General features: G+C 61.6%; 25 protein-coding genes. 18 read left to right on the forward strand and 7 right to left on the reverse strand.

From position 1 onward, the window contains the following. Positions 1-186: 186 nt before the first annotated feature. Entirely contained in the window at positions 187-426 is a 240-nt protein-coding gene (locus tag BCCGELA001_RS37910; RefSeq protein ID WP_008551050.1) for a hypothetical protein, read from the reverse strand. Between the two features lie 166 nt (positions 427-592). After that, positions 593-1,108 carry a winged helix-turn-helix transcriptional regulator gene (locus BCCGELA001_RS11835; protein ID WP_060735362.1) on the reverse strand — a complete coding sequence of 172 codons (516 nt, stop codon included), beginning with the start codon at positions 1,106-1,108 and terminating at the stop codon, positions 593-595. A 241-nt stretch (positions 1,109-1,349) separates the two neighbouring features. On the opposite strand from BCCGELA001_RS11835, the gene BCCGELA001_RS11840 reads away from it, so the two are divergent. Together BCCGELA001_RS11840 and BCCGELA001_RS11845 are read left to right on the forward strand one after the other, a co-directional pair. Further along, on the forward strand, positions 1,350-1,982 hold the full coding sequence (locus BCCGELA001_RS11840; protein WP_008551047.1) for a 2-hydroxychromene-2-carboxylate isomerase: 633 nt from the start codon (positions 1,350-1,352) through the stop codon (positions 1,980-1,982). A 101-nt stretch (positions 1,983-2,083) separates the two neighbouring features. Next, a complete protein-coding gene (locus BCCGELA001_RS11845; protein WP_060735363.1) occupies positions 2,084-3,283 on the forward strand; it encodes a CaiB/BaiF CoA transferase family protein in 1,200 nt (399 codons plus the stop codon). Positions 3,284-3,308: 25 nt separating this feature from the next. Here BCCGELA001_RS11845 and BCCGELA001_RS11850 read toward each other — a convergent pair whose 3' ends face one another. Beyond that, positions 3,309-3,986, reverse strand: a complete 678-nt coding sequence (locus BCCGELA001_RS11850) for a glutathione S-transferase family protein (protein WP_060735364.1) — start codon at positions 3,984-3,986, stop codon at positions 3,309-3,311. A 1-nt stretch (position 3,987) separates the two neighbouring features. Next, the gene (locus tag BCCGELA001_RS11855) at positions 3,988-4,731 is read right to left on the reverse strand and encodes an SDR family NAD(P)-dependent oxidoreductase (RefSeq protein WP_060735365.1); all 744 of its coding nucleotides are present in this window, start codon (positions 4,729-4,731) and stop codon (positions 3,988-3,990) included. 234 nt (positions 4,732-4,965) lie between these two features. Here BCCGELA001_RS11855 and BCCGELA001_RS11860 point away from each other — a divergent pair, with 234 nt between their 5' ends. From BCCGELA001_RS11860 to BCCGELA001_RS11890, 7 genes are all read left to right on the forward strand, one after another. Then, positions 4,966-6,570 carry a class I adenylate-forming enzyme family protein gene (locus BCCGELA001_RS11860; protein WP_060735366.1) on the forward strand — a complete coding sequence of 535 codons (1,605 nt, stop codon included), beginning with the start codon at positions 4,966-4,968 and terminating at the stop codon, positions 6,568-6,570. A 17-nt stretch (positions 6,571-6,587) separates the two neighbouring features. Continuing rightward, complete coding sequence (locus tag BCCGELA001_RS11865) at positions 6,588-7,325, forward strand: SDR family oxidoreductase (RefSeq protein ID WP_008568311.1); 738 nt, start codon at positions 6,588-6,590, stop codon at positions 7,323-7,325. Positions 7,326-7,339: 14 nt separating this feature from the next. After that, positions 7,340-8,521, forward strand: coding sequence for an acyl-CoA dehydrogenase family protein (locus BCCGELA001_RS11870; RefSeq protein ID WP_060737618.1), 1,182 nt, complete (start codon positions 7,340-7,342; stop codon positions 8,519-8,521). Between the two features lie 23 nt (positions 8,522-8,544). After that, entirely contained in the window at positions 8,545-9,675 is a 1,131-nt protein-coding gene (locus BCCGELA001_RS11875) for an acyl-CoA dehydrogenase family protein (protein WP_060735367.1), read from the forward strand. Between the two features lie 14 nt (positions 9,676-9,689). Further along, the gene (locus BCCGELA001_RS11880; RefSeq protein WP_008551006.1) at positions 9,690-10,877 is read left to right on the forward strand and encodes an acetyl-CoA C-acyltransferase; all 1,188 of its coding nucleotides are present in this window, start codon (positions 9,690-9,692) and stop codon (positions 10,875-10,877) included. Between the two features lie 24 nt (positions 10,878-10,901). Further along, positions 10,902-11,915: an NAD(P)H-dependent flavin oxidoreductase gene (locus BCCGELA001_RS11885; protein ID WP_060735368.1), complete on the forward strand. Its 1,014-nt coding sequence runs from the start codon at positions 10,902-10,904 to the stop codon at positions 11,913-11,915. A gap of 126 nt (positions 11,916-12,041) precedes the next feature. Then, entirely contained in the window at positions 12,042-12,695 is a 654-nt protein-coding gene (locus tag BCCGELA001_RS11890; protein WP_060735369.1) for a flavin reductase family protein, read from the forward strand. A gap of 127 nt (positions 12,696-12,822) precedes the next feature. Here BCCGELA001_RS11890 and BCCGELA001_RS11895 read toward each other — a convergent pair whose 3' ends face one another. Both BCCGELA001_RS11895 and BCCGELA001_RS11900 read right to left on the reverse strand, forming a co-directional pair. Further along, positions 12,823-14,025, reverse strand: coding sequence for a multidrug effflux MFS transporter (locus tag BCCGELA001_RS11895; protein WP_060735370.1), 1,203 nt, complete (start codon positions 14,023-14,025; stop codon positions 12,823-12,825). A 96-nt stretch (positions 14,026-14,121) separates the two neighbouring features. Beyond that, positions 14,122-15,318, reverse strand: a complete 1,197-nt coding sequence (locus tag BCCGELA001_RS11900; RefSeq protein WP_008550973.1) for an acetyl-CoA C-acyltransferase — start codon at positions 15,316-15,318, stop codon at positions 14,122-14,124. A 162-nt stretch (positions 15,319-15,480) separates the two neighbouring features. On the opposite strand from BCCGELA001_RS11900, the gene BCCGELA001_RS11905 reads away from it, so the two are divergent. From BCCGELA001_RS11905 to BCCGELA001_RS11920, 4 genes are all read left to right on the forward strand, one after another. Further along, positions 15,481-16,104, forward strand: coding sequence for a TetR/AcrR family transcriptional regulator (locus BCCGELA001_RS11905; protein WP_060735371.1), 624 nt, complete (start codon positions 15,481-15,483; stop codon positions 16,102-16,104). Positions 16,105-16,118: 14 nt separating this feature from the next. Continuing rightward, complete coding sequence (locus BCCGELA001_RS11910; protein ID WP_060735372.1) at positions 16,119-18,440, forward strand: molybdopterin-dependent oxidoreductase; 2,322 nt, start codon at positions 16,119-16,121, stop codon at positions 18,438-18,440. 44 nt (positions 18,441-18,484) lie between these two features. Beyond that, positions 18,485-19,156 (forward strand): SDR family NAD(P)-dependent oxidoreductase, encoded by a 672-nt coding sequence (locus BCCGELA001_RS11915; protein WP_236840860.1) that lies wholly within the window; start codon positions 18,485-18,487, stop codon positions 19,154-19,156. A 68-nt stretch (positions 19,157-19,224) separates the two neighbouring features. Then, positions 19,225-20,046 (forward strand): enoyl-CoA hydratase-related protein, encoded by an 822-nt coding sequence (locus BCCGELA001_RS11920; protein WP_008550951.1) that lies wholly within the window; start codon positions 19,225-19,227, stop codon positions 20,044-20,046. A 77-nt stretch (positions 20,047-20,123) separates the two neighbouring features. Here the strand turns inward: BCCGELA001_RS11920 and BCCGELA001_RS11925 are convergent, their stop codons facing one another. Further along, the gene (locus BCCGELA001_RS11925; RefSeq protein ID WP_060735373.1) at positions 20,124-20,555 is read right to left on the reverse strand and encodes a winged helix-turn-helix transcriptional regulator; all 432 of its coding nucleotides are present in this window, start codon (positions 20,553-20,555) and stop codon (positions 20,124-20,126) included. A gap of 159 nt (positions 20,556-20,714) precedes the next feature. Between BCCGELA001_RS11925 and BCCGELA001_RS11930 the strand changes: the two genes are divergently transcribed. The 5 genes from BCCGELA001_RS11930 to BCCGELA001_RS11950 all read left to right on the forward strand — a co-directional run bounded on the left by BCCGELA001_RS11930 (position 20,715) and on the right by BCCGELA001_RS11950 (position 26,568). Next, positions 20,715-21,578, forward strand: coding sequence for an alpha/beta fold hydrolase (locus BCCGELA001_RS11930; RefSeq protein ID WP_060737619.1), 864 nt, complete (start codon positions 20,715-20,717; stop codon positions 21,576-21,578). A gap of 34 nt (positions 21,579-21,612) precedes the next feature. Further along, positions 21,613-22,617: an NADP-dependent oxidoreductase gene (locus BCCGELA001_RS11935; protein ID WP_008550945.1), complete on the forward strand. Its 1,005-nt coding sequence runs from the start codon at positions 21,613-21,615 to the stop codon at positions 22,615-22,617. Between the two features lie 75 nt (positions 22,618-22,692). Continuing rightward, positions 22,693-23,472: an SDR family oxidoreductase gene (locus BCCGELA001_RS11940; protein WP_063921102.1), complete on the forward strand. Its 780-nt coding sequence runs from the start codon at positions 22,693-22,695 to the stop codon at positions 23,470-23,472. Between the two features lie 229 nt (positions 23,473-23,701). After that, positions 23,702-25,297: a class I adenylate-forming enzyme family protein gene (locus BCCGELA001_RS11945; RefSeq protein WP_060735374.1), complete on the forward strand. Its 1,596-nt coding sequence runs from the start codon at positions 23,702-23,704 to the stop codon at positions 25,295-25,297. Between the two features lie 98 nt (positions 25,298-25,395). Beyond that, a complete protein-coding gene (locus BCCGELA001_RS11950; protein WP_008550938.1) occupies positions 25,396-26,568 on the forward strand; it encodes an ABC transporter substrate-binding protein in 1,173 nt (390 codons plus the stop codon). Positions 26,569-26,623: the final 55 nt, after the last annotated feature.

Consider the following 26,623-nt stretch of genomic DNA (forward strand, 5'->3'; position numbering starts at 1 on the left):
ACCGGAGCCAGGCCCGGGAAACAAGCGGTGCGATGCACCAAGCAAATCTCATATCGAGGCCCAAAGTGGTTCGCGGAACTTCCGTGAGCCACTCGCGACTTCGGCTGCAATATAGGGCGCGAAGCGCAATCCAAGAAAATGAGACGAGGCAGTCCCAGCCGAAAAGGACGACAAGCTTGGAGGCGGTCAGCGTGGAACAACAGGCCTAATCGTGCATAAGCCGTCAGCAAAGAATGTTGCCAAAAGGCCGAGGAAGAGCGCTTCCAGGCGCAACACGAGCAGCACGTCCGAAGGCTGGCATCCTGGCGTCGTCGGTCTCGTCGCCTCGCGCCTGAAGGAAAAGTTCTCGCGGCCCGTCTTGCGCCCGCCTTTGGGCGCGCGGCGGATGCGAAAAAGCTTGAGCTTGTCGGCGGCCGTCGCAGCCATGGGCCTCCCGTCCGGCAATGAGGGCGGGCATCTGATTAACCAGCAACTCACCTTTTCCATCCTGACTGGATGTTCGAGGCTATCGCCGTCGAATTTGCCAGCAGACTGAATACTGCGTTCGGGGGGCGAGTCGCCTGGCCGTTGCGGGAAAGGCGGCTGGTCGCCGTTACGCCGCTTTCTTGCGGGGCTTCGGTTTCGCCTTTTTGTCGAGCAAGACTCTCTCCGGCGCAGGGCGCGCGCCTGGACCAGGATGGACATGAACTTCCTTGGCCGAAAGCGGTTCGCCGCATTCCGAGCACACCATCACGGGGTCGAACATCTTTCCGCACTTGCGGTGCTCGTGCAGCAGGGGGCGTCCGCGTTCGTCGACCATGTGGGTGTCGCCCCAATGTACGAGCGCCATCATGATCGGATAGAGGTCGAGGCCCTTTTGCGTCAGGATGTACTCGTGGCGTTTAGGCGACTCCTGGTAAGGAATGCGGCGCAGGACGCCCAGCCGAACCAGCTTTTTTAGTCGCTCTGCGAGCAGATGGCGGGTGATTCCAAGCGCTGACTGAAACCCCTCGAAGCGGCGCGTGCGCAGGAAGCATTCGCGGAGAATCAGAAGGGTCCAGCGGTCACCAATCACACCGATGGTGCGAGCCATCGAACACGGCTCTTCCTCAAGTTCATCCCATTTCATTCCTGCTCTCCGGTCGACCGGGCCTGTTCCGCTCGAATCAGGGGAAGCGGCAGGCGCCGCTCACATCATTCTAGATAGGTACTAAAGTGGATACAATACCCCTGACGCTAGTTCGAAACCCCGGTATTCAGAGCGGATTTGACAGTTCAATTTTAGAACTATAGAAGGAGGGACAGCCTGCGTTCGGCCTATAAGATCACGCCAAGCCCAACAAACATCGCGCTCTGCGGGAGGAGCTGACATGTCCCTGAAAGTTGAATTCCTGTTCGATTTCGGCAGCCCGAACGCTTACCTCGCGGAACTTGCCCTTCCCGGAATCGAACGGCGCACCGGCGTGAAATTCGAATATGTCCCGATCCTGCTCGGCGGCATCTTCAAGGCGACGGGCAACATGTCTCCGTTCGAGTCCCTTCATGGCATCAAGAACAAACCCGAATACCAGGCGCTGGAGACGCAGCGCTTCATTCGCCGGCATAACGTGACGAAGTTTCGTCCCAATCCGTTCTTTCCGGTCAACACGCTGATGTTGATGCGCGGCGCCGTCGCGGCGCAGTTCGAAGGCGTGTTCGAACCCTATTTCCGCGCTGCCTACCACCACATGTGGGAGGAGCCGAAGAAGATGGATGACCTCGAAACCTTCCGAGCAGCGTTCATCTCCTCAGGCGTCGATATCGATCGGTTGCTTGCGCGTGCGCAGCAGGACGACGTCAAGAAGGGGCTGATCGATCGGACCACCGACGCCGTCAACCGTGGCGCATTCGGCTCGCCGACCTTCTTCGTTGGAAAGGAGATGTTCTTCGGTAAGGACCAGCTCCGCGATGTGGAGGAGTCGATCGTCGAGCAGATCGGCCAGCCCATTTCGAAGACGGCCTGAGGCCAGAACCTGGAGCCTTTGCAGAGCCGCGCAGACGTCCGCGCGCCTGCATGACGAAAGCTCAGTCGGCCTTATAACAAAACCAATTCAGGGAGAATGTCATGCCCGGCCCCCTCAACGGCGTTCGCGTCCTCGATTTGACAGGCGTAGTGTCGGGTCCTTTCGCGACCATGTTCCTGGCGGATCAGGGCGCGGACGTCCTGAAAATCGAGCCGATCGGCGGCGACATTACCCGGCGCAGCCGAGCCACCATTGATAAGGATGGCGAGTTCTCCGCGCTATTCATTTCTTCAAATCGTGGCAAGCGCTCGCTGTCGATTGACGTCAAAAGCGCAGCCGGCCGTGAGGTTCTCGCCAAGCTGGTCGCGCAAACCGATGTCCTGGTGCAGAATTTCCGGCCGGGCACCATGGACCGTCTCGGTCTTGGCGTGGAAGAGTTGCGCCAGCGACATCCGCGCCTGATCTATGTTTCGATCAGCGGTGTTGGCGACACCGGACCCTATGTGAAGAAGCGTGTTTACGATCCGATCATCCAAGGCCTCTCGGGCTTTGCCGATATCCAGTCGCAGCCGGTCACGAACCGTCCGCAGATGATCCGAACCATCGTATGCGACAAGACTACCGCGGTGTTCACCGCCCAGGCGGTAGCGGCAGCACTCTATGCCCGCGAGAAGACAGGCCAGGGTGATCACATTCAGGTCGCCATGCTGGATGCGATGATCTCGTATTTGTGGCCGGAAGGCATGATGCAATACACGGTAGTGGGTGCCGAGGCCACTGCTGCCGATCCTAACGATCGGCCTGATCTCGTGTTCAAGACCAGCGACGGCTACATCACCGCCGGTACTATTTCCGATTCCGAATGGCAGGGTTTTTGCCGCGCCACCGGCGACCCCGAGCTTGCCAAGGATCCCCGGTTTGCGACGCCATCGGCGCGCTCGGTCAACGCCACGGCACGCATCAACAAAATGGCGGAGTATATCGGCCAGCACACTACCGCAGAATGGCTGGAGCGTCTGGATGCCGCCGACGTCCCCTGTTCGCCGATCTTGCGGCGGGGCGAGATCATCCACAATGAACAGGTGGTCGCGCGCGATATCATTGCCGAGTTCGACCAGCCGAAGGTCGGGCGGGTACGGCAGCCGAAGCCGGCGGCGCGTTTTGCGATCAACGAGGCCGCGATCGGCGGGCCTGCTCCCAGGGTGGGCGAGCACTCCCGCGACGTGTTGCGCGAGCTGGGCTACGACGACAGCGCCATCGACAAGATGGTCGCCGAGCGCAGCGTGCGTGTCGCGGTCTGACCGCGAAACCCGTTGGCGACGTATTCTAGACCTTCGCCGGCGCCGGCGTGATCGGTGCCACCGGAACATTCGCCGCAACGGCTCGCTGAAAGGCTTCCCGCTTCCTGATGCGTTCGAGATAGGGCTGAGCGTTGTCGCAAATGCCGACGCCATAGGCGATGGCCCACTCGAGGCAGGTCGTGAGCAGGATGTCTGCACTCGTAAATCGGTCGCCCATCAGAAATTTTCGGCCGTCTGCGAGCGCGACTTCGACATGGCGCAACTGCTGGCGGAAATACTCGCCGGCCTGGGCAACGACCTCGGGTGCAATGCCGTAGATCGGTCCGAGCGCGTCGGCCCGATGGCGGCGCATCACGTAAAGGCTGGTGGAATCCAGCTCCGCGACGATGAAGAAGCACCATTCCAGCCATGCGGCATACTCGCGGGTCGCTTCCGGAATCAGCGAGCGTTCCTTTGTGGAGTATGTTCGTGACAGGTACGCAACGATCGCCGCGCTCTCGCCGATGCAGAAGTCGCCATCCTGAAGCAGCGGGATCTTCTGACGCGGATTGAGCTTCGTGTATTCTGCGGTCTTCGTTTCGCCGGTTCGCGGGCCAATGGGCCTGGTCTTGTAGGCTAAGCCCAGCTCGTGCATGGCCCAGTGCGGACGAATGGTGCGACTCGTTCCAACGCCCCACAGGGTCAGGTCTGGTGTCGCATTCATATTACCATTTCTCCACGGACGGACGGAGATCGAGCTCGTGGGTCCAGCCATCTTTGCTCTGCCGGTGGGTGAACCAATAGGCTTCGGCAATGGAAGACGTCTTGGTCAGGCTATCGGGCGGAATGTCGCTTGCTTCGATGCCCTTCGCTGCCTTCATGCGTTGGTGAATCGCCTCGCTATCCACGCCGGCGTCGATCAGGAGATGCACGACGTGAATGTTCTTCGGTCCAAGCTCGCGCGCCATCGCCTGGGCCACTGCGCGAAGTCCGAACTTCGCTGATGAGAATGCTGCAAACCCCGAGCCGCCACGCACGCTTGCCGTCGCACCCGTAAAGAAGATGGTGCCGCGTCCGCGCGACAACATCACGCCGGCGGCCTCACGTCCAACCAGGAAACCACCATAGCAGGCGAGTTCCCAAGCCTTGAAGAACAGCTTCTCCGTGGTGTCGAGCAGAGGCTTGTTGACGTTCGAGCCGGCATTGTACAGGCAAACCTCGATAGGCCCGTGCTCTTTCTCTACCCGCGCGAATATGCCTTGGACTTCTGCTTCCTGACGCGCATCCACGCTGAATGCGTGAACGTCATGCCCCGCAGCCCTCAGCTCGGCCACGAGTCCCTGCGATTTGGAGGCATCGCGCCTGCAGATGCAGACCGTATAGCCACCTTGGGCAAAACGCCGGGCGACCGCCGCGCCAATGGCATCGCCTGCGCCAACAAGTATCGCTACACCGCGGCTCGCCGCCATCCTCGACCCTCCCTTTAAGTTCTTATTTGATACTATAGCCTAGCTGCCGGATGATGCGTTGTAAACGGAGCTTTTTGAGAGCCGCGCATAAATGATACCCGCAGATGGACTGTCCATTCGACTCCGGAAAAGGCTGACGACGATTTATTGATTGACGAGTTCTAAAAAAGAACTATAAGTCGGAGCCAATTGTGTCGCATTGCAACGTCGGCATGGTCGGTCGGGAGGTCAGTCGTGACGGAGGTTTCAGAGACGATCAGTGTCGACGAGATTGCTGTCGGCTTGCCGAGCCGAATCCATGAAGTCACGGCAGGGCCGGTCGCCAGGGCACCCGACCGGATTGCGCTGGTCGAGGACGGAGGTTCCTGGAGCTATCGAGATCTGGAGCAGCGCGTTGGCGAGATCGCCACCATGCTCTCATCGCTGGGGCTAAGAGCCGGCGATCGGATGATCATTGTCAGCGAGAACTGTATTGCGCTCGCCGCTTTGCTGCTGGCGGCGAGCCGGCTCGACGCCTGGGCGATTGTCGCCAACCCGCGCTTGTCGGCGCGCGAACTGGACCAGATCCGCGACCACAGCGGCGCCCGGCGGATGTTCTTCACGTCCGGCATTTCGAAGGAGGCCGCTGCTCACGCCGCTCGCTACGGCGCCGAGAATCGGCGAATTGGCCCGCTGGCGGAAATTGGTGTTGGCTCGCTCAACGAAAGCGCGACAGTCCAGCCGGTGGAGATCGATCCAGCAAGGCAAGTCGCGGTTTTGATCTACACGTCAGGGACGACGGGGACTCCCAAGGGCGTGATGCTCTCGCATGACAACCTTCTGATTAGCGCAAAGACCACCGCGTATTTCCGCAGGATGAACGAGAAGGACAAGATCTATCTTGTGCTGCCGATCTCGCATATCGTCGGCATCTCGCTCCTGATCATGACGCTGATGGTTGGTGGCACGGTGCGGATGGTCAGCAAATACGATCCTGCCGCGACCGCAAAGGCCATCGCGGAGGAGGGCGTCACCATCCTCAATGGCGTGCCTGCCACCTATCAGCGCCTGCTGGAGCACAAGAGCGTATCAGGCGTGGAGCAACTCCCCCGAGGCGCGTTGCGCTTGATTGCCGTCGCCGGCGCGCCGCTGGATCTGAATCTGAAGTTGCGTGTGGAGAAGGAGTTCGGGCTTCCGCTGCTCAACGGCTACGGAATCACCGAATGCTCGCCGGGAGTATCAGGCGTACGTTTCGATAAGCCACGCTCGGATCAGGCTGTTGGCACGCTGCTGCCAGGCGTGGAAGCGCGGGTGCGAACCATCGAAGGATTTCCGACTGTACCCGGTGAAGTCGGCGAGCTGCATGTTCGCGGGCGCAACGTGATGCTGGGCTACTATCGTGCCCCCGAGCTTACCGCGAAGGTGATCGATAGCAAGGGCTGGTTCAATACCGGCGATCTCGCGCGTTTCGACGGCGACTGTCTGTACATAGTCGGCCGCACCAAGGAAATGATCATTCGTTCCGGTTTCAACGTCTATCCCGCGGAGGTCGAAGCGGTTCTCAATTCACACAAGGACGTCGTGCAATCCGCTGTGGTCGGTCGTGCCGCGGACGGCAATGAGGAGATCGTGGCCTTTGTACAATTGCTGCCGGGATCCCGCACGACACCAGAGACACTGATGCATTTTGTCCGGTCTCAGCTTACTTCTTACAAGCGGCCCTCCGAAATTGTCATCCTCGATGCCTTGCCGGCGACATCGACCGGCAAGATACTCAAGCACAAGCTCGCGGAGAGCTTGCGCGAAGGCGGCGCAGCCCCTGCGGTGCAGACGCCCGAATTCCGCAGGCAACATATCTAACTTACCGGGAGGACATCTTGCAAAAGAGAAACGCAACCGTGGCCGTCATCGGCGCCGGAGACTTCATCGGCGGCGAGATCGCCAAAAAATTCGCCGCAGAAGGCTTCACGGTCTTCGCCGGCCGTCGTAACGGCGACAAGCTGGCTCCGCTCGTCAGGGATATCGAGGCTGCCGGCGGAGAGATCCACGCCCGCTCGCTCGACGCTCGCAAGGAAGACGAAATCATCTCCTTCCTCAACGATGCGGACAAGCACGCGCCGCTGGAAGTCTGCATCTTCAACATCGGGGCGAACGTCAATTTCCCAATTCTGGAAACCACAGAACGCGTCTTCCGCAAGGTCTGGGAAATGGCCTGCTATTCCGGCTTTCTGGCCGGTCGCGAGGCGGCCCGCCTGATGCTGCCGCGTGGGGGTGGCAACATCTTCTTTACCGGGGCGACCGCCTCGCTCCGCGGCGGCAGCGGGTATGCCGCTTTCGCAAGCGCCAAGTTTGGCCTTCGTGCGGTCGCGCAAGCGATGGCCCGCGAGCTTGGCCCGAAGAATATCCACGTCGCGCATCTCATCATCGATTCCGGCGTGGACACCGAATGGGTTCGGCAACGCCGGCTGGAGGCGCTCGGGCCGAACGCGCTGGATGATCCGGACGCCTTGATGCCTCCGGCCTCCGTCGCGACATCCTATTGGCAGCTCTACCAGCAGCCGAAGAGCGCATGGACGTTCGAGATGGAGATCCGTCCCTTCGGCGAGAAGTGGTAGCGGAGCCTGCCACGATGGAGCTCAAGCTTTCCCCCGAGGATGCCGCGTTTCGCGACGAGGTGCGCAGTTTCATTGCGGAGAACTATCCGCGGGAGATGCGCGTTCCAAATCCGGAGACCGACCTGACCAAGGAGCAATCGCTGCTCTGGCACCGGATCCTCCACAAGAAGGGATGGATCGCCCCGCTCTGGCCGAAGGATTATGGCGGCCCGGGCTGGTCGGTCACGCAGCGCTTCATCTTCGAGCAGGAAACCTCGCGCGCCGGCACGCTGCCGCCACTCGCCTTCAGCGTCACCATGGTCGGGCCGGTGATCTACACGTTCGGCAACGAGGCGCAGAAGAAGAAGTTTCTGCCACGGATTCTATCGGGCGAGGATTGGTGGTGCCAGGGCTATTCGGAGCCGGGCTCGGGCTCGGACCTTGCGACCGTCAGGACCAAGGCGGTGCGTGACGGCGACCACTACATCGTCAACGGCCACAAGACCTGGACCACACTGGCGCAGTATGCCGACTGGATCTTCTGCCTCGTGCGCACCGATCCGAGCGCGAAGCCGCAATCCGGCATCTCCTTCCTGCTGATCGACATGAAGTCGCCCGGCGTCACCGTGCGGCCGATCATCACGATCGATGGCAGCCACGAGGTCAACGACGTCTTCCTCGAAAACGTCCGCGTGCCCGTCGAGAATCTGGTCGGCGAGGAGAACAAGGGCTGGACCTACGCCAAGTTCCTGCTCGGCAATGAGCGCACCAGCATGGCCGGCATCGGCCGGTCCACCCGCTACATCAACAAGCTGAAGCAGATCGTGAAGGCCGAGATCCCAACTGAGGATCCCGCGCATCTCGAGTTCCTGCGGGACATTGCCCGCATCGAGCTCGACGTGCTGGCGCTGGAAGCGACGGAGCTGCGCGTCGTTGCCCAGATGGCGCGCGGCATAGATCCGGGACCTGCGGCCTCGCTGTTCAAGATCCGCGGCACCGAAATCTTCCAGGCCATCACCGAACTCACCCATCGCGCGATCGGCAATTACGGCCTTGCCATCCGTGAGCATCCGGTCAGCGCCAATCGCTTCATGCCCGGTCCCGACTACGGCCATACCGCGTCGGAGAAATATCTGAACGCGCGCAAGCTCAGCATCTACGGCGGATCCAACGAGATCCAGCGCAACATCATCGCCAAAGCCGTGCTCGGGCTCTAACCACGGCGGATCGGGAGGATCGGATGGATATTCAGTTCACGGAAGAGCAGGAATTGCTGCGATCGAGCGTCCAGCGCCTGCTGCGCGACCAGTACGACTTCGAGGCGCGGCGCAAGATCGTAGCCAGCGAGGAAGGCTTCAGCCGGAAGCAGTGGGACGCTTTCGCAGAACTCGGTCTTCTCGCTGCACCGTTCTCCGAGGGCGCTGGTGGTCTCGGCGGCGGTCCGCTCTCGACCATGATCGTGATGCATGAGTTCGGCCGCCACCTCGTGGTCGAGCCTTTCGTCGAGACGGTGGTACTGGCCGGCGGATTGATCGAGCATGTGGGTACGCCGGAGCAGCAGCAAAGCTACATCCCTGACATCATTGACGGGTCGAAAATCTGGACCCTGGCCTGGACGGAGAAGGCATCGCGTTTCGATCTGGCCAATGTCACGACGCGGGCGCAGCGCGAGGGGAGCGACTACGTCCTGACCGGCGCGAAGACCATGGTGATCGCCGCGCCCTGGGCGGACTATCTGATCGTCTCGGCGCGGACCTCCGGCGAGGACCGTGACCGCGGCGGCGTGAGCCTGTTCGTGGTCGATCGGCGCGCGACCGGCGTCGACCTGCAGAGCTTCAAGACGATCGACGGGCGTCGGGCCGCCGAGGTCAGCCTGCGCGATGTCTGCGGGCAATTGCTGGGCGCGGAAGGCGAGGGCGTTGCCGCGCTGGAAGCCTGCCGCGACCGCGCCATCGGCGCGCTCTGTGCTGAAGCCGTCGGCGCCATCGGCGAGCTGAACTCGGCGACGCTGGAGTATTCGAAGACGCGCAAGCAGTTCGGCACCACGATCGGCTCGTTCCAGGTGCTGCAGCATCGCATGGTCGACATGTTCATCGCCCATCAGGAGGCGCTCTCCCTGATGCAGCATCTGAGCCTCAGCCTCAGTGGCAACGATGCCGGCCTGTCGCGGCTCGCCTCCGGTGCCAAGTCGAAGATCGGCTATGCCGGCAAGTTCGTCGCCGACCAGGCGGTGCAGCTTCACGGCGGCATGGGAATGACCGACGAGCTCAATGTCGGGCACTATTTCAAGCGCATCTCCTCCATCAACATCCAGTTCGGCGATCCCGCGTTCCACGTGCTGCGCTACGCGCAGCTGGACGCGGCCGCGTAAGCAGAGAGGCCAACATGACGACTGAAGCAGTCATCGTTTCCACCGCCCGGACGGCTGTCGGCAAAGCCTACCGCGGCGCGCTCAACAATACGGAAGGCCCGACCATGGCCGGGCACGTGATGGCCGAGGCCGTGAAGCGCGCCGGCATCGCGCCGGGCGAAGTCGAAGACGTGGTGATGGGTTGCGCGATGCAGCAAGGCACGATGGTGATGAACGTGGCGCGCAAGGGCGCGATCCGCGCCGGCCTGCCGGTGACAGTCGCCGGCACCACCATCGACCGGCAATGCGCCTCAGGCCTGCAAGCCATCGCGGTGGCCGCGCGTTCGATCATGCTCGACGGCGTCGAGGTCGCGATCGGCGGCGGCATCGAATCGATCAGCCTCGTGCAGAACGAGCACATGAACAAGTTCCACGCGGTCGACGACGAGCTGATGGCGATGAAGCCTGAAATGTACATGTCGATGCTCGATACGGCCGAGGTCGTTGCCGAGCGCTACAAGATCGGCCGCGACAAGCAGGACGAATACAGCCTCGAGTGCCAACGCCGCGTCGGCGCTGCGTTGCAGGCCGGCCGCTTCGACGACGAGATCGTGCCGTTCACGACCAGGATGGCGGTGATCAACAAGGACACCAAGGAGGTCACCTACGAGCAGGTGACGCTCACAAAGGACGAAGGCCCACGTCCCGAAACCACCGCCGAAGCCCTCGCCAAGATCAAGCCCGTATTCGAAGGCAAGACCATCAGCGCGGGAAATGCCAGCCAGCTTTCGGACGGCGCCTCGGCCTGCGTGATCATGAGCGACAAGATTGCTGCGAGGAAGGGGCTGAAGCCGCTCGGCATCTTTCGCGGCTTCGTCGCCGCCGGCGTCGAGCCGGACGAGATGGGCGTCGGCCCGGTCGCCGCGATCCCGCGCCTGCTCAAGCGCCATAACCTCAAGATCGACGACATCGATCTCTGGGAGCTCAACGAGGCCTACGCGGTGCAGGTCATCTACTGCCGCGACAAGCTCGGCATCGACCCGGACAAGCTCAACGTCAACGGCGGCTCGATCGCGATCGGCCATCCCTACGGCATGACGGGGGCGCGGCTCACCGGCCATCTCCTGATCGAGGGCCGGCGGCGCAAGGCGAAGTACGGCGTCGTGACCATGTGCATCGGCGGCGGCATGGGTGCGGCCGGCCTGTTCGAAATCGTCCACTGAGCGGCAACCGCGGGGAGACCTTTCGTGAAGACAGCAATCACTGAACTGTTCGGCATTGAGCATCCGATCATCCAGGGCGGCATGCACTATGTCGGCTTCGCCGAACTCGCAGCCGCGGTGTCGAACGCTGGCGGGCTCGGCATCATCACCGGCCTGACCCAAAGGACGCCGGAGCTTCTCGCGAAGGAGATCGCGCGCTGCCGCGACATGACGGACAAGCCGTTCGGCGTGAACCTCACGTTCCTGCCGACTTTCAGTGCGCCGCCCTATCCGGAATACATCGCTGCGATCAGGGAGGGGGGTGTGACCATCGTCGAAACGGCTGGGCGCAGCCCCGAACAATACATGCCGGCCCTCAAGGCGGGCGGCATCAAGGTGATCCACAAATGTACTTCGGTCCGGCATTCGCTGAAGGCAGAGCAGATCGGCTGCGATGCGGTCAGCGTCGACGGGTTCGAGTGCGGAGGTCATCCGGGCGAGGATGACATGCCGAACATGATCCTGTTGCCGCGGGCCGCGGAGGAACTGAAGATCCCGTTCGTTGCCTCCGGCGGCATGGCGGATGCGCGCAGCCTGGTTGCCGCCCTGGCGATGGGCGCCGCGGGCATGAACATGGGTACGCGCTTCATCGCCACCAAGGAAGCGCCGGTGCACGAGAACGTCAAGAAGGCGCTGGTCGCGGCGACGGAGCTCGACACCAGGCTCGTCATGCGGGCGCTGCGCAACACCGAGCGGGTCCTGAACAACAAGGGCGTCGAGCACCTGCTCGAGATCGAGCGCGAGAAGGGAAAGAGCCTCAAGATCGAGGACATCCACGACCAGGTGGCGGGCGTCTATCCCAAGGTGATGATCGACGGCGATATGGACGCGGGCGCCTGGAGCTGCGGCATGGTCGTCGGGCTCATTCACGACATTCCGACGGTGAAGGAACTGATCGACCGCATCATGGCGGATGCGGAAAGACTCATCCGGCAGCGCCTGACTGGTTTCCTCGACGGCGCCGGGCAGCGGCCGGCTGCGGCCCGGGCGATGGCTTAGCCGGAAGGACATACCGCTTCCGAACGTTCTGACGTAGGCTATGCGCACACATGGTCATGCGTGCGTCGATCTTTGTTGAAGCTCGACGGCCAGATCGACGGCCCTCGGCAGCCTCGGGGGTATTTCATGGACCAGGCCGACTTCCACTACTACGAGCCTTCGAAAGGGCACGGGCTCCGGCATAATCCCTTCAATGCGATAATCGCGCCGCGTCCGATTGGGTGGATTTCGTCGCGCAATGCAGCCGGTCAATTGAACTTGGCGCCGTACAGTTTCTTCAATGCGTTCCTCTACGATCCTCCGATCATCGGGTTTTCCTCGATTTCGTGGAAAGACACGGTCAAGAACGTCAGCGAGACGCGCGAGTTCGTCTGGAATCTGGTCACCATGGATCTCGGCGAACGCATGAACGTGACAGCGACGCCGCTCGATCACGGCGTGAGCGAGTTCGAAGCAGCCGGTTTGACGCCGATACCCGGCCGCCACGTTGCTGTGCCGCGGGTGGGCGAGAGCAGGGCCGCCATGGAATGCAAGGTCGTCGAGGTCTCTCAGCTGGCCAACGCACGCGGAGAAAAGGTGGAAGGATGGTTCGTGCTTGGTGAGGTCGTCGCGGTCTACATCGACAAAACGTTGATCGAGGACGGCGTCTACAACACGGCACTTGCGCGTCCCATTCTGCGCGCCGGCCGGGGTGGAGATTATCTCGAGGTCAGGACCGAGAACATGTTCGAGATGAAGCGCCCACCCGGCAGCAGCAAACCGGAATTCCACGGCACCTGATTGCGCTGGAAGCAGGCTCATTGTGGGACCGACCATGCCCCTTGCCGCGTTCTGCCTGGCAGGCCCAAGTCCGGCTTCGCAAAGCCGATGAGTGACGGAACGGAAACGGTCCGGCGTCATACGCCCATCAAGACCCCGGGCCCCGCGCGTACAGGCCCAGAGCCAGCAGGGAGAACGCGCTCATCACGACGCTCAGCGCAAACATTGCTTCGTGTGATACTGTGGCAGCAAGCCATACGCCGATTGCCGCGATCATCATCTGCAAGAAACCCAGCAGCGCCGAGGCGGCGCCGGCTTTCTCGCCGAATGGAGACAACGCGCGCGCCGTGGCCAACGGACTGACAATGCCCATGCCGAGGAGATATACGCTCATCGCGCCTAGAAAGGGCAAGAAAGTCGGGTTGATCAGCGAGATGAGCAGGATCGCAAGGCTGCTGGCGGCCGTCGCGCACAGACCTGCCCGGATCGGACCATCGAGCCCGTAGCGTGGTGCCAATCTTGTGGCAAGCATACCCGCGGCGAATACGATGAAGACGGTGCCGGCAAAGAAGAGCCCGAGCTGGATCGGCGTGAAGTGCAACGCTTCGATGAATAGGCGCGGCGCAGCGGAAAACATCGAGAACAAGCCGCCCATAGTGAGGCTCGAGGCGGCCGCGGGGGTAGCGAAGCGACGGTCGCCAATCAGACCGGCATAGGTCCTGCCGACGACAATTGGATTGAACGGCGTGCGGATCGAATTGTGTGTTTCGCCAAGAACGTTGGCGTAGGCAACGGCGCCGACGGCGGCAAAGGCCGCGACCAGCGCGAATTCGGCGCGCCAGCCCAGGCTATGGTCGAGGGCGCCGCCAAGCAGCGGCGAGAACCCGGGAGCTGCGGACATCACGATCATGATGAGCGCCATCGCGCGCGCCAGTGCCGCGCCACTGAACATGTCGCGGGCGATGGCGCGAGACAGCACTGAGGTCGCGCAGGCACCTGTTGCCTGCACGACGCGGCCGATGAGGAGATTGGGCAGGTCGGTTGCCAGACCGCACCAAACGCTGCCGACGAGGAACACGGTAAATCCGATCAGGACCGGCCAACGTCTTCCGTAGCGATCCGAAAGCGGTCCGACCAGGAGCTGGCCTAACCCGAACACTGCAAGAAACACGGTGATGGCGGACGTTACCTCTGCAGTCGTGACATTCAATGAGATCGCAATCTGCGGCAGAGACGGCAGCAAGATGTTGGTCGCGAGCGTTCCCATCGCGGCCAGCACGGAAAGGATCGCGATCGGCAGGACGCTGGAGCTAGGAATGTCCCGCGACGCGGTGTTGATCAGGTCAGCCATGGGACCTTTCGTGTGATAGGGATAGGTAGATTGAGACGGCGAGTGAGGCGGTTCGCGCCGCTCGCCGACTTCGTTCTTGTCCGCCCAGCCGTGTTATCAGCGGACGATGCGTTCGACTGCTATGGCCGTAGCTTCGCCGCCGCCGATGCAGAGTGACGCGACGCCGCGCTTGAGGTTCCGCGTTTCGAGCGCGTGAAGCAGCGTCACGATCAGCCGCGCGCCGGTGGCGCCAATCGGATGACCGAGCGCGCAGGCGCCGCCGTTGATGTTCAACTTCTCCCTGGGGATGCCGAGATCCTTCTGCGCTGCCATTGCGACCACGGCAAATGCCTCATTGATCTCGAACAGATCGACGTCGCCAACGCTCCAGCCGACCTTGTCCAATAGCTTGCGAATAGCGGGGATCGGGGCCGTCGTGAACCATTGTGGCTCCTGACTGTGGGTGGCATGGCCCTTGATCTCGGCGAGCACCGGGAGTCCGTCGCGATCGGCAACCGAGCGTTTCGCCAAGATGAGCGCTGCAGCGCCGTCAGCATTGGCGGATGAGGCTGCGGGCGTGATGGTGCCGTTGGCGCGGAATGCGGCTTTCAGCCCTGGGATTTTGGCGGGATCGACTTTGAGCGGATGCTCGTCATTGGAGATGATCCGGGGCCCGGCCTTCTCGGTCAACGTAATCGGAGCGATCTCCGCCTTGAAGGCGCCGCCTTCAACCGCCTTGCGTGCCCGGGTCAAGGTCTCGATTGCATAGTCGTCCTGGTCCTTGCGGGTGAATTGATAGGCCTCCGCCGTGGCCTCGCCGAAGTCGCCCATCGAGCGTCCCGTCTCATAGGCGTCTTCCAGCCCGTCCATCAGCATGTGGTCGATGATGCGGTCGTGGCCGGCGCGATAGCCGCCACGCGCCTTGGCCAGCAAATAGGGCGCATTGCTCATGCTCTCCATGCCGCCAGACAGAACAATCTCGGCGGAGCCCGCATTGATGATGTCGTGAGCGAGCATGGTGGCCTTCATGCCGGAGCCGCAGACCTTGTTGATGGTGGTAGCGCCGGTAGCATCCGGCAATTTGGCGCCGCGCGCGGCCTGGCGCGCCGGCGCCTGGCCTTGTCCGGCCGGCAGCACGTTGCCCATGAATACCTCGTCGATCCGTTCGGGCGCCAGCTTGGCCCGTTCCAGAGCTGCTCCAATCACATGAGAGCCGAGCTTGTGTGCGCTGAGCGGCGATAGCTCGCCCATGAAGCGGCCGAGCGGCGTCCGGGCTGCGGAGAGGATGACGACGGGATCGGAAGCGGCGGCCATGGCGAATTCTCCTGTTGATCGCTGTTGTTATATGACGATAATCATATAACATGACGGGCATTGCAATGAAATATTGCCGTCGCTTCAAAAGCGCGGTCCAGAAGCGCTGGTGGATGGGAACGGTCGAACAGCTGGTCGCCGAGCAGCTTGCACGGAGGGGAGATGCGTTACGTAGGAGACCATAGGCGCCAGACCCACAGGCGGATCGTTGAAAATGCCTCCTACGGCTTGCGTCAAAACGGTGCCGAAGGACTTAGCGTTGTCGAGTTGATGAAGCTCGCGGGTCTTACGCACGGCGGGTTCTATAACCATTTCGAGTCGCGTGCCGCGCTTGTTGGCGAGGCAATTGCGTTTGCGATGGACCAGACGGCCGAGCGGTGGAAGAAACTGGCGAACCGGAAGGCGAACGAGGACCGTTTCGAGACGTTGATCGCCGATTATCTCAGTTCCCGCCACCGCGACAATCCCAGACAGGGTTGCGCGCTTCCAGCCCTGGCCGCTGATGTCGCTCGATCGAGCCCGAGGGAGCAACGGGCGCTCGCCTCCAAGCTGGAGAAGATGATCGACATCCTGGTCGAAATGCTTCCCGCCGAGGGTCCTCAACAGGCACGCCAAATCGCGACGAGCGCCATCGCGACCATGGTTGGATCGATCATGCTATCGCGTGCTGTCGGCGCCGGGAAGCTTTCCGACGATATTCTCGACGCCGGACGGATGACTGTCTGCGGCCGGACTCACAAGCGACAGCGCAGAACAGCAAAGGCGATGACCTGCGACAAGCAATAATCTGGGAGGTGCCCATGACGGCCGGCAAGTGGCTTAAGACAGCCTGCAACCTGTGTTACGTAAACTGCGGCATCGAGGTCTGGGTGAATGAGGGGCGCCTTGAGAAGGTACGAGGCGACCGTTCAAACCCGAAGTCGCAAGGCTATCTGTGCAACAAGGCGGCGCGCATTCCCTATTATGCGCATCACAGGGACCGGCTCACGAGCCCGCTGCGTCGTCGCCCCGATGGCGGCTTTGATGAGATCGAGTGGGACGTCGCGATCGCAGAAATCGCACAGCGGCTGCGGCACATCGTTGACAGGTATGGCGGCAAGAGTATTGCCCTTTATGGCGGCGGCGGGCAGGGCAACCATGCTGGTGGCGCCTACGCAAGTGGCTTGTTGCGTGCGCTGGGCTCGCGCAGCGTCTTCAACGCGCTTTCGCAGGAAAAAACCGGAGACTTCTGGGTCAATGGCCACATGTTCGGCAGCCAAACCTGCCACACCTCAGAGGACGTCCATCATTGCGATCTCTTGCTTGTCATCGGTGCCAATCCCTGGATCGCGCACGGCTTCCCCAATGCGCGCGACCATCTCAATCAGATCCGCAAGGATCCCGCACGCAAGCTGATCGTCATCGACCCTCGGCGGACCGAAACCGCAGAGATGGCGGATCTGCATCTTGCGGTTCGCCCCGGCGCCGACGCGTTTCTCCTTGGCGCGCTGCTGGCAACGCTCGTCCGTTCCGACCGGATCGACCACGCCTTTATTCAGGAGCACACGATCGGCTTCACGGAAGTGACGCAAGCGCTATTGAACATCCCCGTTGAGGAATGGGCGGCCGCCGCCGATATCTCGATCGCGGAGCTGGAGCGATGCGCGGCGATGATCGCGGCCGCGAAGGCCATGGTGGTTCGGGTTGAACTCGGCATCCAGCAAGGCATCAACTCGACACTCAATTCCTATCTCGAGAAGCTCCTGATCATGCTTTCCGGCAATTTCGGCCGTGAAGGTACCAACCAATTGCATAGCTGGCTTCAACCGCTTTGGGGAAACTCTCCGAACCAGACATTCGCGCCGACTGGCGACGCGATCATTGGCGGCTTGCTGCCGCCCAACATTTTCCCCGAAGCGGTTCTCAAGGACCATCCCGACCGGTTGCGCTGCGCCTGGATCGACAGCTCCAATCCCGCCAACACCGCCGCAAATACCGTGGCGGTGGAGCGCGCGTTGCAATCGCTAGAGCTATGCGTTGTGGTCGACGTTGCGATGACCGAAACCGCACGGCTCGCGCACTACGTTCTTCCAGCGTCCACGCAATACGAGAAGACTGAATTTACCCTATTCAACTTCGAATTTCCGACGAACTATTTTCACGTTCGCGCCGGTGTTCTGCCGCCACTTGCCGGGACCTTGCCGGAGCCCGAGATCTACACGCGGTTTGCCGTCGCCCTGGGGCTTCTGCCGGGTGACAATGTGCTCGCGCCGCTACGCGAAATAGCACGGCGCTCGCGACCTGAATTCGCCGCTGCCTTCCGCTCTTTCATCGCGGAAAACCCTGCGGCTGTGCCTGCCCTGGTGCTCTACCATACGCTGGGGCAGACGCTGCCGGATGGCACGGCGGCCGCGGCTCCCTTGTGGAGCGCCGCACTGGCTTGCGCGAAGCGATCGCCGCAAGCGGTGCGGCGGGCGATCGGCGCATCCGAGCAGGTGGCGGACCATCAGCTCGGAGACCTCCTGTTCGACACCATCGTGGCCGCCCGGCAGGGCACGGCGGTTACCCGGCACGACTATGACGAGGTCTGGTCATTGATCAGCCATTCGGATCGCAAGGTTCGGCTGGTTGTCCCGCAGATGCTGGAATGGCTGGCGCGCCTCGATCCGCATGCCGCCGTCGCGCCAAAGGAGTTCCCGTTCATGCTGGCGGCTGGTGGCCGACGCATGTTCAACGCCAACCAGATCTTTCGCGATCCAGCGTGGCGTCGCGAGGACCCGGACGGCGCCCTGTTGATCAATTCGAGCGATCTGAGCGAGTTGGGTGCGAAGGATGGCGACTGGATCGCCGTCGAGTCGACCGTCGGGCGGCTCGTCGTCCGCTGCAAGGTGGATGACGCCATGCGGAACGGCCAATTGGCGCTGCCGCACGGCTACGGTCAGGCCTACCCGGCATCAGACGGAGAGCGCCTGATCAACGGGCCGCGCATCAATCTACTCACCGAGAGCGGCAACCGCGATCCCATTGCGGGCACGCCCTACCACAAGAATGTCGCGGTTCGACTGGCCCTGGTGTCCGCACACGAGGCTGCCACTTATCAGTCGCAGTCCGAGCGAATTCATAAGAGGTCGGCCGGACAATAAGGGAGCGTTAAATGACCGAGAAGCCAACCGCGATCGTGACCGGGGTGGGCCCGGGCACGGGAGCTGCCATCGTCAAGCGCTTCTCCGCCGGTGGTTTCCGAATCATCGCGCTTGCTCGCTCTACGGAGCTCATCAATCGCCTTGCGCAAGAGCTTCCTGACGTGCACGCGATGACCTGCGACGTCTCGGAGCAAAGCCAGGTGCGGACCGTAATCGCCGACGTAAAGCGGCGGTTCGGCCCGTCTGACGTTCTCATCCACAACGCGGTAGGTGGGGGCTGGGGGAATTTTCGCGAGATCGATCCGAAGATGCTGAAGGGCAACTTCGAAGTCAACGTGATGGGCCTGTTGTACCTGGCCCGCGAAGTGGCGCCTGACATGATCGATCGGGGTAAGGGCGCAATCCTCGTGACCGGCAACACGTCTTCGATCCGAGGCAAAGCCAATTTCGCCGGCTTCGCGCCGACAAAGGCAGCGCAACGCATTCTGGCCGAGTCGATCGCACGTGACGTGGGACCTCTCGGCGTCCACGTCTCCTACGTTCTCATCGACGCCGTTATCGATACGCCCCGGATGCGCGCGCGGATGAGCGACAAACCGGATGAATTCTTCATCAAGCCTACCGCGATCGCCGACGAATTGTTTCATCTCTACGGTCAGGACCGCTCGGCATGGTCGTTTCTCACGGAACTGCGGCCATTCAACGAAAATTGGTGACGCTCGAACGCGGGCACGGCGCGCTGGGTCACTTCAGAGAGCTCTGCGGCACTTGAAAGGTCAGGAACATGACTGATGGATCCATCTCGGTTGATACGGGGACGGACGAACTGCTGTGCGCCATCCGGGATCGCGTCGCGGTGATTACCTTGAACCGGCCCGAAGCCCGTAATTCGCTGTCCGATCATCTCACGCCGGCGTTGCGCCGGATGATCAAACAGAATGGAGATGATCCTGAGGTCGGAGCCCTCCTGATAACAGGTGCAGGCACTGCCTTTTGTTCGGGCGGCGATGTCAAGGGGATGGGCGACAACGCTGCCGCGCCGGCTGTGTCATTCAGCGACAAGGTTGCGCGGTTGCGGGAACGTCAGCGAACCCTGACCGGCGTACTTGTTTCGGTGCGGAAGCCCACCATCGCGGCCTTGCCGGGACCGACAGCTGGCGCCGGGCTTGCGATCGCACTCGCTTGCGACCTTCGTATTGCAGCCGAATCCGCCATCATGACGACTGGCTACGCCAGGATTGCGCTCACCGGCGATTACGGCATTTCGTGGCTGTTGACCCGGCTTGCCGGGACGGCACGTGCCCGCGAACTCATGTTTTTGTCCGAGCGGATCAGTGCACGGCGCTGCGAAGCATTGGGCCTCGTAAATCGCGCGGTGCCTGACTCCGACCTGCAACGCGAGGCATTCGAAATGGCGAGAGCATTGGCGAATGGCCCGACGAGAGCCTATGCCTCCATGAAGGATAATCTCGACCTTGCGCTGTCGGCCGACTTCCTGACGTCACTGGACCAAGAGGCCGAGAGGATGGTCGTTGCAGCGGGCACTGCGCAGCACGCCGAAGCGGTCCGGGCTTTTACTGAGAAGCGTCCGCCGACTTACAGGTGAAACTCTTCAGGTCATTACTTCGAAGGCCTAGCTGGCCGCACGCGCATCCGCGCAAGCTGGAACTGCCAAGCAAATGCTCATTCGACTGCGGCGATACGAATGGGACGCGTTCCGATCGGAGCGCCGGTCGCGCGGTCGATGGTGAGGGGATCGATCTCCGTTCCGTTCTCGGCATCAAAGAACCGGGTCACCTTGCCTCCGCGGCGGTGCTTGCGTCCCCATGCGCCAATCGCGAATAGGACCGGCAAGAAGTCGCGCCCGGCTTCCGTCAGTACGTATTCGTCCCGTGGCGGACGGTCTGAATAACGGCGTTTCTCCAGCAATCCCTCGTCAACCAGGGCTGAAAGCCGACCCGTCAGCATCGTCGGCGCGATTCCGAGACTCCTCCGAAAATCGTCGAAGCGGGTCAGCCCAGCATGGGCATCGCGCATGATCAGCATGCTCCATGCGTCCCCGACAATCGCCAGGCTCCGGGCGATCATGCAGGGCTGGTCCGAAAGTTTTTTCATGTAGGTCTCGTTTTAGTAGTGACTTAGTACTAAATTGATAGTAACAGATCGATCGTCGATGTTCCAGAGCAAATTGAGAAGGCCGGAATGAGCAAGACAGAACAGGGAATTGCGCTGATTCCGGGTGCTTCCGGTGCCAGCCGAACGATGGAGCAAGTGATGTCAAACTATGTCAGCCACCCGGGATCGGTCGTGCGCTATGTCGATGCGCCGAATCTCTCGATCAGTGCTGCAGGAACAACCTTCGCCTATCGCGACGTCGGACCGCGCACTGGCGTGCCATTGATCCTTCTCAACCATTGGGGCGCGGTGCTCGACAATTTTGATCCGCCGATCGTCGATGGGCTCGCCACCAGGCATCGCGTCATCGCGATCGACTACCGAGGTATCGGCGCTTCAAGCGGGAAAGCGCCTGTCACCGTCGGCGAAATGGCGCAAGATACGATTGCCCTGATCACCGCGCTGGGCTTTGAAAAAGTCGATCTGCTCGGCTTTTCCCTCGGCGGCTTCGTGGCGCAGGAGATCGCGCTGAAGGCCCCTGGTCTGGTGCGAAAGCTCATTCTGACCGGCACGGGCCCGGCAGGCGGCAAAGGTATCGAGAAGGTTGGGCCGGTGTCCTGGCCGCTGATGATCAAGGGCTTGCTGACTTTGCGAGACCCGAAATTCTACCTGTTCTTCACCTCCACGGCTAATGGTCGCCGGGCCGCAAAGGCCTTTCTGGCAAGGCTGAAGGAGCGCAAGGCAGATCGGGACAAAGCGGCCACGCCAGCGGCCCTGTTGCGGCAACTCAAGGCGATCAAGAGCTGGGGCCAGCAGGCGCCTCAGGATCTCGGCAGCCTCCGTATCCCGGTCCTGATCGCGAATGGCGATAACGACATCATGGTGCCAACCGCAAACAGCACCGACATGGCACGGCGTATCCCGGGCGCACAATTGGTCATCTACGAAGATGCCGGGCATGGCGGGATCTTCCAGTACCACGCCGATTTCGTGCCGAAGGCGCTGTCCTTCCTCGACGCCTGACGCCGCGACGAAATTTCAGATTGGAGACGAGATCATGAAGGCATTCGTCGTCGACAAATACCAGAAGAAGGGCGCTCTGCGCCTCGCAGACATGCCGGAATCGGAGTTGCGGGACCATGATGTCCTGGTGCGGATTCACGCAACTGCTGTGAACGTCCTGGACTCCAAGCTCAGGGATGGAGAATTCAAACTCATCCTGCCGTATCGCCCACCTTTCATTCTGGGCCACGATGTTGCCGGAACGGTCGTGAGGGCTGGCCGCAATGTCAGGCGGTTCAAGGCAGGCGACGAGGTCTATGCACGGCCGCGCGATCATCGGATCGGAACATTCGCCGAACTCGTTGCCATCAACGAAGCCGACGTGGCGCCGAAGCCTGCGAACATCAGCATGGAAGAGGCTGCGTCCATCCCGCTGGTGGGACTGACCGCCTGGCAGGCGCTGGTCGAGGTGGGCAAGCTGAAGCCTGGCCAGAAGGTCTTCATCCAGGCTGGCTCCGGGGGCGTCGGGACTTTCGCGATCCAACTCGCCAAGCATCTTGGCGCGGTCGTGGCGACGACGACGAGCGCGAAAAATGCCGAGCTGGTCAAGAGCCTCGGCGCGGACCTGGTCATCGACTACAAGACGCAGGATTTCGAGAAGGTTTTGTCGGGCTACGATCTGGTCCTGCACAGCCAGGACGCCAAGACGCTTGAAAAATCTCTGCGCGTGCTCAAGCCGGGCGGCCTGCTCATCTCGATCTCCGGGCCGCCCGACCCGGAATTCGCGAGGGAGCAGGGCATGAACTTCTTCCTGAAACTGGTGATGCGCTTGCTGAGCCATGGCGTGCGGAAGAAAGCCAGAAAACTTGGCGTGCGCTTCTCATTCCTGTTCATGCGTGCGCAAGGACAGCAGCTCCGCGAAATCACGTCCCTGATCGAATCCGGCGTAATCCGTCCGGTCGTCGACAAGGTCTTTCCGTTCGAAAAAACCGGGGACGCGCTCGCCTATGTCGAGACCGGGCGCGCTAAGGGCAAGGTCGTGATTGCCGTTACGCACTAGGTCCCGCAATGACGCTGCTCGCGTTGCGAAGCCATGACTTGTGATCGACAAGGTAAACGCATTGGAGGAAGCAACATGACTCAGTCACCCAGCGACACTCGCACTTCCGCATCTGGCGTTGCACTCATCGTCGGCGGTGGGCCGGGCATCAGCTCGAGTTGCGCCAGGCTGTTTGCGGAGAACGGCATGCGCGTCGCCGTCGCAGCCAGGAATCCGGGAAAAGCCGTCCTTGAGACCCTGGAGAAGATGCATGGCGTGCGTCGCTACGCCTGCGATGCAAGCGAACCGGCGGCCGTGGCGCAGCTGTTCGAAGACGTCGTTCAAGAGGTCGGGACGCCAAGGCTTGTCGTGCACAACATCGACGGTCGCGTTTCCGGCATTTTCCGCAAGACGGTGGTCGAGGCCGACCCGGTCATGGCGTTCGAGACGCTTCGCAACGCCGCGTTCTCTGCGTTTCTGGTGGGCCAACAGGCCGCTCGGCTGATGCTCGGAAACGAGCCTGATGCCAATGGCGCGCGAGGAACGATTATTTTCACGAACGCCAGCGCCGCGCTCAAGGGCTTTCCATCGAGTGGTGCATTTGCGATGGCGTGCCATGCCAAGTCCGGGCTCGCGCAAAGCATGGCGAGAGAATTGATGCCGCGGGGAATCCACGTGGCGAATGTGCCGATCGACGCCGCGATCGGCTGGACTCAGGAGGACGGCACCCGGGCGCACCGGCTGGCGGGAACGACTGTCGACGACAACATGGCCGACCCCGCTCACATTGCCGAGACCTATCTGCAACTGCACCGCCAACATCGCTCGACCTGGGCCTTTGAAGTCGTGCTGCGGCCGTGGGTCGAGAAATGGTAGGCGCGCCTACCTGATCTCCTTCGAACGATTCTGCGGAGGTCGACAATTCCAAATTGGAATTCGATGCTTCTACTGGCGGTTCTGTAGAATATAGCCGACTGGCCATACAGCCGTCTTGACAGTTCTATTTTAGAACGGTTTACTCCACCTGCCGATAGCAATGAGCGTGCGGACCTCCCGGTCGAAGGGGCTGCAACGCTGCCGAAAACAAGGCACAGGGGAGGATGGCATGAGGAGCGTGGACAAGCTCACCGCAGCCGAATTGTTGGACGGCCTGCCGTCCAGAGTGCACGAGGTCTACGAGCCGTTCGTGCGGGATATTCCGGATCATCCGGCCTTCGTGGAAGGCGGGCGTTCTTGGAGCTACCGGCAGTTCTCGGACGCAGTCGACGCCGCGGCAAAGGATCTCGCCGGTTTGGGCATCAGGCCTGGTGATCGCCTGATCGTTGCCAGCGAGAACAGCGTGGCCCTCGGCGTGATGCTCTTCGCGGCGAGCAAGCTCGATGCCTGGGGTATTCCGGTCAATCCCCGCCTTTCGGCCCGAGAGATCGATCTGATCGGGACGCACAGCGGTGCCAGACGCGTACTGTTCAACTCGGCGCTATCGAAGGAAGCGGCCGATCATGCCACCCGGGTCGGTGCGACTATCGCCGCCGTCGGGCCATTTGGTGGAATCGGTGTCGGTCCTCTCAATACGAATGCGGAAGCGGAGCCCGTCGAGAAGGATGGCGCCCGCCAGGTCGCCGGCCTCTTATACACCTCGGGCACGACCGGTGCGCCGAAGGGCGTCATGCTGAGTCACCGCAACCTCCTCTTCACCGCAAGGACGTCGGGAATCCTTCGCCGCAGCGGCCCAGACGACCGTGTCTACGGCGTGCTGCCGATGTCGCACATCGTCGGGTATGCGATCCTGCTGATCTCGACGCTGATGCACGGCGGCACGTTGCATGTCGTAGCCAAGGCCGATCCCGCCGCGCTGGCTCATGCCATCGCCGAGGAGGGGATTACGAGCCTGTTCGGCGTGCCTGCCACATATCAGCGGCTGCTTGAGCACAAAGCGGTCAAAGGCATCCGACGGCTCGAACGGGGGAGGCTGCGGATCATGGCTGTCGCCGGTGCTCCGCTCGACCTCGATCTCAAGAAGCGCGTCGAGGACGAGTTTGGAATCCCGCTGCTGAACAATTACGGCATAACGGAATGCTCACCGGGTCTCACGGGGGTCCGTTCGGAACAACCTGTCCCGGATGAGTCGGTCGGCCCGTTTCTTCCCGGCATCGAGCACCGCATCGTGGACGGACAAGGAAAGAACGTGCCGACCGGCGAGGTGGGCGAATTGCACGTGCGGGGTCCGAACATCATGCTCGGCTACTATCGTGCGCCCGACCTGACGGCGGCGGCGATCGATGGGCAGGGATGGTTCAACACGGGGGATCTCGCGCGGGTGAACGGCAAGGGGCATCTCTATATCGCCGGCCGCACCAAGGAGCTTATCATCCGCTCCGGCTTCAACGTTTATCCCGCCGAGGTGGAGGCGGTCCTGAACGCGCACGAGCAGGTCGTTCAGTCGGCCGTCGTCGGACGAAAGGTTGGGGGCAACGAGGAGGTCGTCGCGTTCGTTCAGCTTCTCCCCGGTGCGAGCATCAGCGCGGAAGACCTCAAGGCGTACGCGGCCCAATTGCTCACGTCCTACAAGCGTCCGACCGAATTGATCGTGCTTGACGCTCTGCCCTCGGCCTCCACCGGAAAGATACTGAAGCACAAGTTGCGGGAGATGGCGAACGAGCAGGTCGCCCCGAAGCCGTCCCGTGCGGCAGCCGCTGGCTGACGGGCGTCAGGAGTGATTTGCACGGCAATATGCGGTTCAAGAAAGAACGTTAGCGACGGACTTGTCGCCAAAGGGAGATGACAATGTTGAGAAGCGCCATGATTGCAGCCGCGCTCGCGGCATCCATAGTCGGCGCGCATGCGCAGACGCCGGGCGTCACCGAATCCGAGATAAAGATTGGAGCGACGTTCCCTTTTAGCGGGCCCGCTTCGCCGCTCAGCAACACCGGCAAGGGGATGATCGCCTACGTCAATTCAATCAACGATCGCGGCGGCATCAACGGGCGGAAGATCAACCTCGTCACCTACGACGATGCCTACAGTCCTCCCAAGACGGTGGAGCAGACCAGGAAACTCATTGAGAGCGACGAGGTGGCGTTCCTGTTCGGCCCCCTGGGTACGCCCGGCATCAGCGCTACGATCAAGTACGTCAACGCGAGGAAGGTGCCGCATCTGTTCGTCGTGAGCGGAGTCACCAAATTCACGAACTTCGCTGAATTCCCCATGACCACGACGGGATTGCCGAGCTACGACACCGAGGGACGAATCTACGCGAAATACATCACCCAGACCCGTCCGGACGCGAAGATTGCCATCCTGTATCAGAACGACGATCTGGGTAAGGATTTCGTCAATGCATTCAGGGGCTACCTCAAGGCCGATTTCGACAGGAAAGTCGTCGCGTCGTCCTACGAAGTGACCGAGCCGACCATTGATTCCCACGTCGTTTCGCTGAAATCGTCCGGCGCGTCGGCGTTTTTGGTGGCCGGCACGCCCAAATTCGCAGCGCAGGCCATCAAGAAAGCCGATGAGATCGGTTGGAAGCCGCTGTTCCTGATCAACTTCGTTTCGAGCTCCGTGTCGTCGACCATCATCCCGGCGGGACCGGAAAAGGCCGTGGGCATCGTCGCCGCGACCATCACCAAGGATCCGAACGACAAGAAGTGGGCGGATGATTCGGGCATCAAGTGGTACCGCGACTTCTTTGCCAAATACCTGCCGGGCGCGGATATCGGAGACAACAATTATCTGTTCGGGACCCAGCAGGGACAGATCCTGGAGCAGGTGCTCAAGCAGTGTGGCAACGATCTCTCGCGCGAGAACATCGTCAAGCAATCGCGGAGCATACGCGGGCTGTCGCTTCCCACTGTCAGTGTCGTCATCAACACGGGCCCGGAAAGCAGCATGGCCTACACGCAGCTGCAGTTGCAGCGCTGGAATGGGACCACGTGGGAGCAATTTGGCGACGTACTCAGCGCCGACCGAAAGTAAAAATGTACCTGCGGAACATGCGGCGCGGATGATTTGAGCTTGCAAACACGACCAC

Origin of the sequence: Bradyrhizobium sp. CCGE-LA001, from assembly GCF_000296215.2 — a bacterium.
In the GTDB taxonomy this organism is placed as follows: domain Bacteria; phylum Pseudomonadota; class Alphaproteobacteria; order Rhizobiales; family Xanthobacteraceae; genus Bradyrhizobium.

What these genes read in the sequence shown, in the direction of transcription:
- BCCGELA001_RS37910 (WP_008551050.1), bottom strand. Translation starts at nt 426, where the DNA reads ATGGCTGCGACGGCCGCCGACAAGCTCAAGCTTTTTCGCATCCGCCGC.
- BCCGELA001_RS11835 (WP_060735362.1), bottom strand. Translation starts at nt 1,108, where the DNA reads ATGAAATGGGATGAACTTGAGGAAGAGCCGTGTTCGATGGCTCGCACC.
- BCCGELA001_RS11840 (WP_008551047.1), top strand. Translation starts at nt 1,350, where the DNA reads ATGTCCCTGAAAGTTGAATTCCTGTTCGATTTCGGCAGCCCGAACGCT.
- BCCGELA001_RS11845 (WP_060735363.1), top strand. Translation starts at nt 2,084, where the DNA reads ATGCCCGGCCCCCTCAACGGCGTTCGCGTCCTCGATTTGACAGGCGTA.
- BCCGELA001_RS11850 (WP_060735364.1), bottom strand. Translation starts at nt 3,986, where the DNA reads ATGAATGCGACACCAGACCTGACCCTGTGGGGCGTTGGAACGAGTCGC.
- BCCGELA001_RS11855 (WP_060735365.1), bottom strand. Translation starts at nt 4,731, where the DNA reads ATGGCGGCGAGCCGCGGTGTAGCGATACTTGTTGGCGCAGGCGATGCC.
- BCCGELA001_RS11870 (WP_060737618.1), top strand. Translation starts at nt 7,340, where the DNA reads ATGGAGCTCAAGCTTTCCCCCGAGGATGCCGCGTTTCGCGACGAGGTG.
- BCCGELA001_RS11875 (WP_060735367.1), top strand. Translation starts at nt 8,545, where the DNA reads ATGGATATTCAGTTCACGGAAGAGCAGGAATTGCTGCGATCGAGCGTC.
- BCCGELA001_RS11880 (WP_008551006.1), top strand. Translation starts at nt 9,690, where the DNA reads ATGACGACTGAAGCAGTCATCGTTTCCACCGCCCGGACGGCTGTCGGC.
- BCCGELA001_RS11890 (WP_060735369.1), top strand. Translation starts at nt 12,042, where the DNA reads ATGGACCAGGCCGACTTCCACTACTACGAGCCTTCGAAAGGGCACGGG.
- BCCGELA001_RS11895 (WP_060735370.1), bottom strand. Translation starts at nt 14,025, where the DNA reads ATGGCTGACCTGATCAACACCGCGTCGCGGGACATTCCTAGCTCCAGC.
- BCCGELA001_RS11900 (WP_008550973.1), bottom strand. Translation starts at nt 15,318, where the DNA reads ATGGCCGCCGCTTCCGATCCCGTCGTCATCCTCTCCGCAGCCCGGACG.
- BCCGELA001_RS11905 (WP_060735371.1), top strand. Translation starts at nt 15,481, where the DNA reads ATGCGTTACGTAGGAGACCATAGGCGCCAGACCCACAGGCGGATCGTT.
- BCCGELA001_RS11910 (WP_060735372.1), top strand. Translation starts at nt 16,119, where the DNA reads ATGACGGCCGGCAAGTGGCTTAAGACAGCCTGCAACCTGTGTTACGTA.
- BCCGELA001_RS11920 (WP_008550951.1), top strand. Translation starts at nt 19,225, where the DNA reads ATGACTGATGGATCCATCTCGGTTGATACGGGGACGGACGAACTGCTG.
- BCCGELA001_RS11925 (WP_060735373.1), bottom strand. Translation starts at nt 20,555, where the DNA reads ATGAAAAAACTTTCGGACCAGCCCTGCATGATCGCCCGGAGCCTGGCG.
- BCCGELA001_RS11930 (WP_060737619.1), top strand. Translation starts at nt 20,715, where the DNA reads ATGTCAAACTATGTCAGCCACCCGGGATCGGTCGTGCGCTATGTCGAT.
- BCCGELA001_RS11935 (WP_008550945.1), top strand. Translation starts at nt 21,613, where the DNA reads ATGAAGGCATTCGTCGTCGACAAATACCAGAAGAAGGGCGCTCTGCGC.
- BCCGELA001_RS11940 (WP_063921102.1), top strand. Translation starts at nt 22,693, where the DNA reads ATGACTCAGTCACCCAGCGACACTCGCACTTCCGCATCTGGCGTTGCA.
- BCCGELA001_RS11945 (WP_060735374.1), top strand. Translation starts at nt 23,702, where the DNA reads ATGAGGAGCGTGGACAAGCTCACCGCAGCCGAATTGTTGGACGGCCTG.
- BCCGELA001_RS11950 (WP_008550938.1), top strand. Translation starts at nt 25,396, where the DNA reads ATGATTGCAGCCGCGCTCGCGGCATCCATAGTCGGCGCGCATGCGCAG.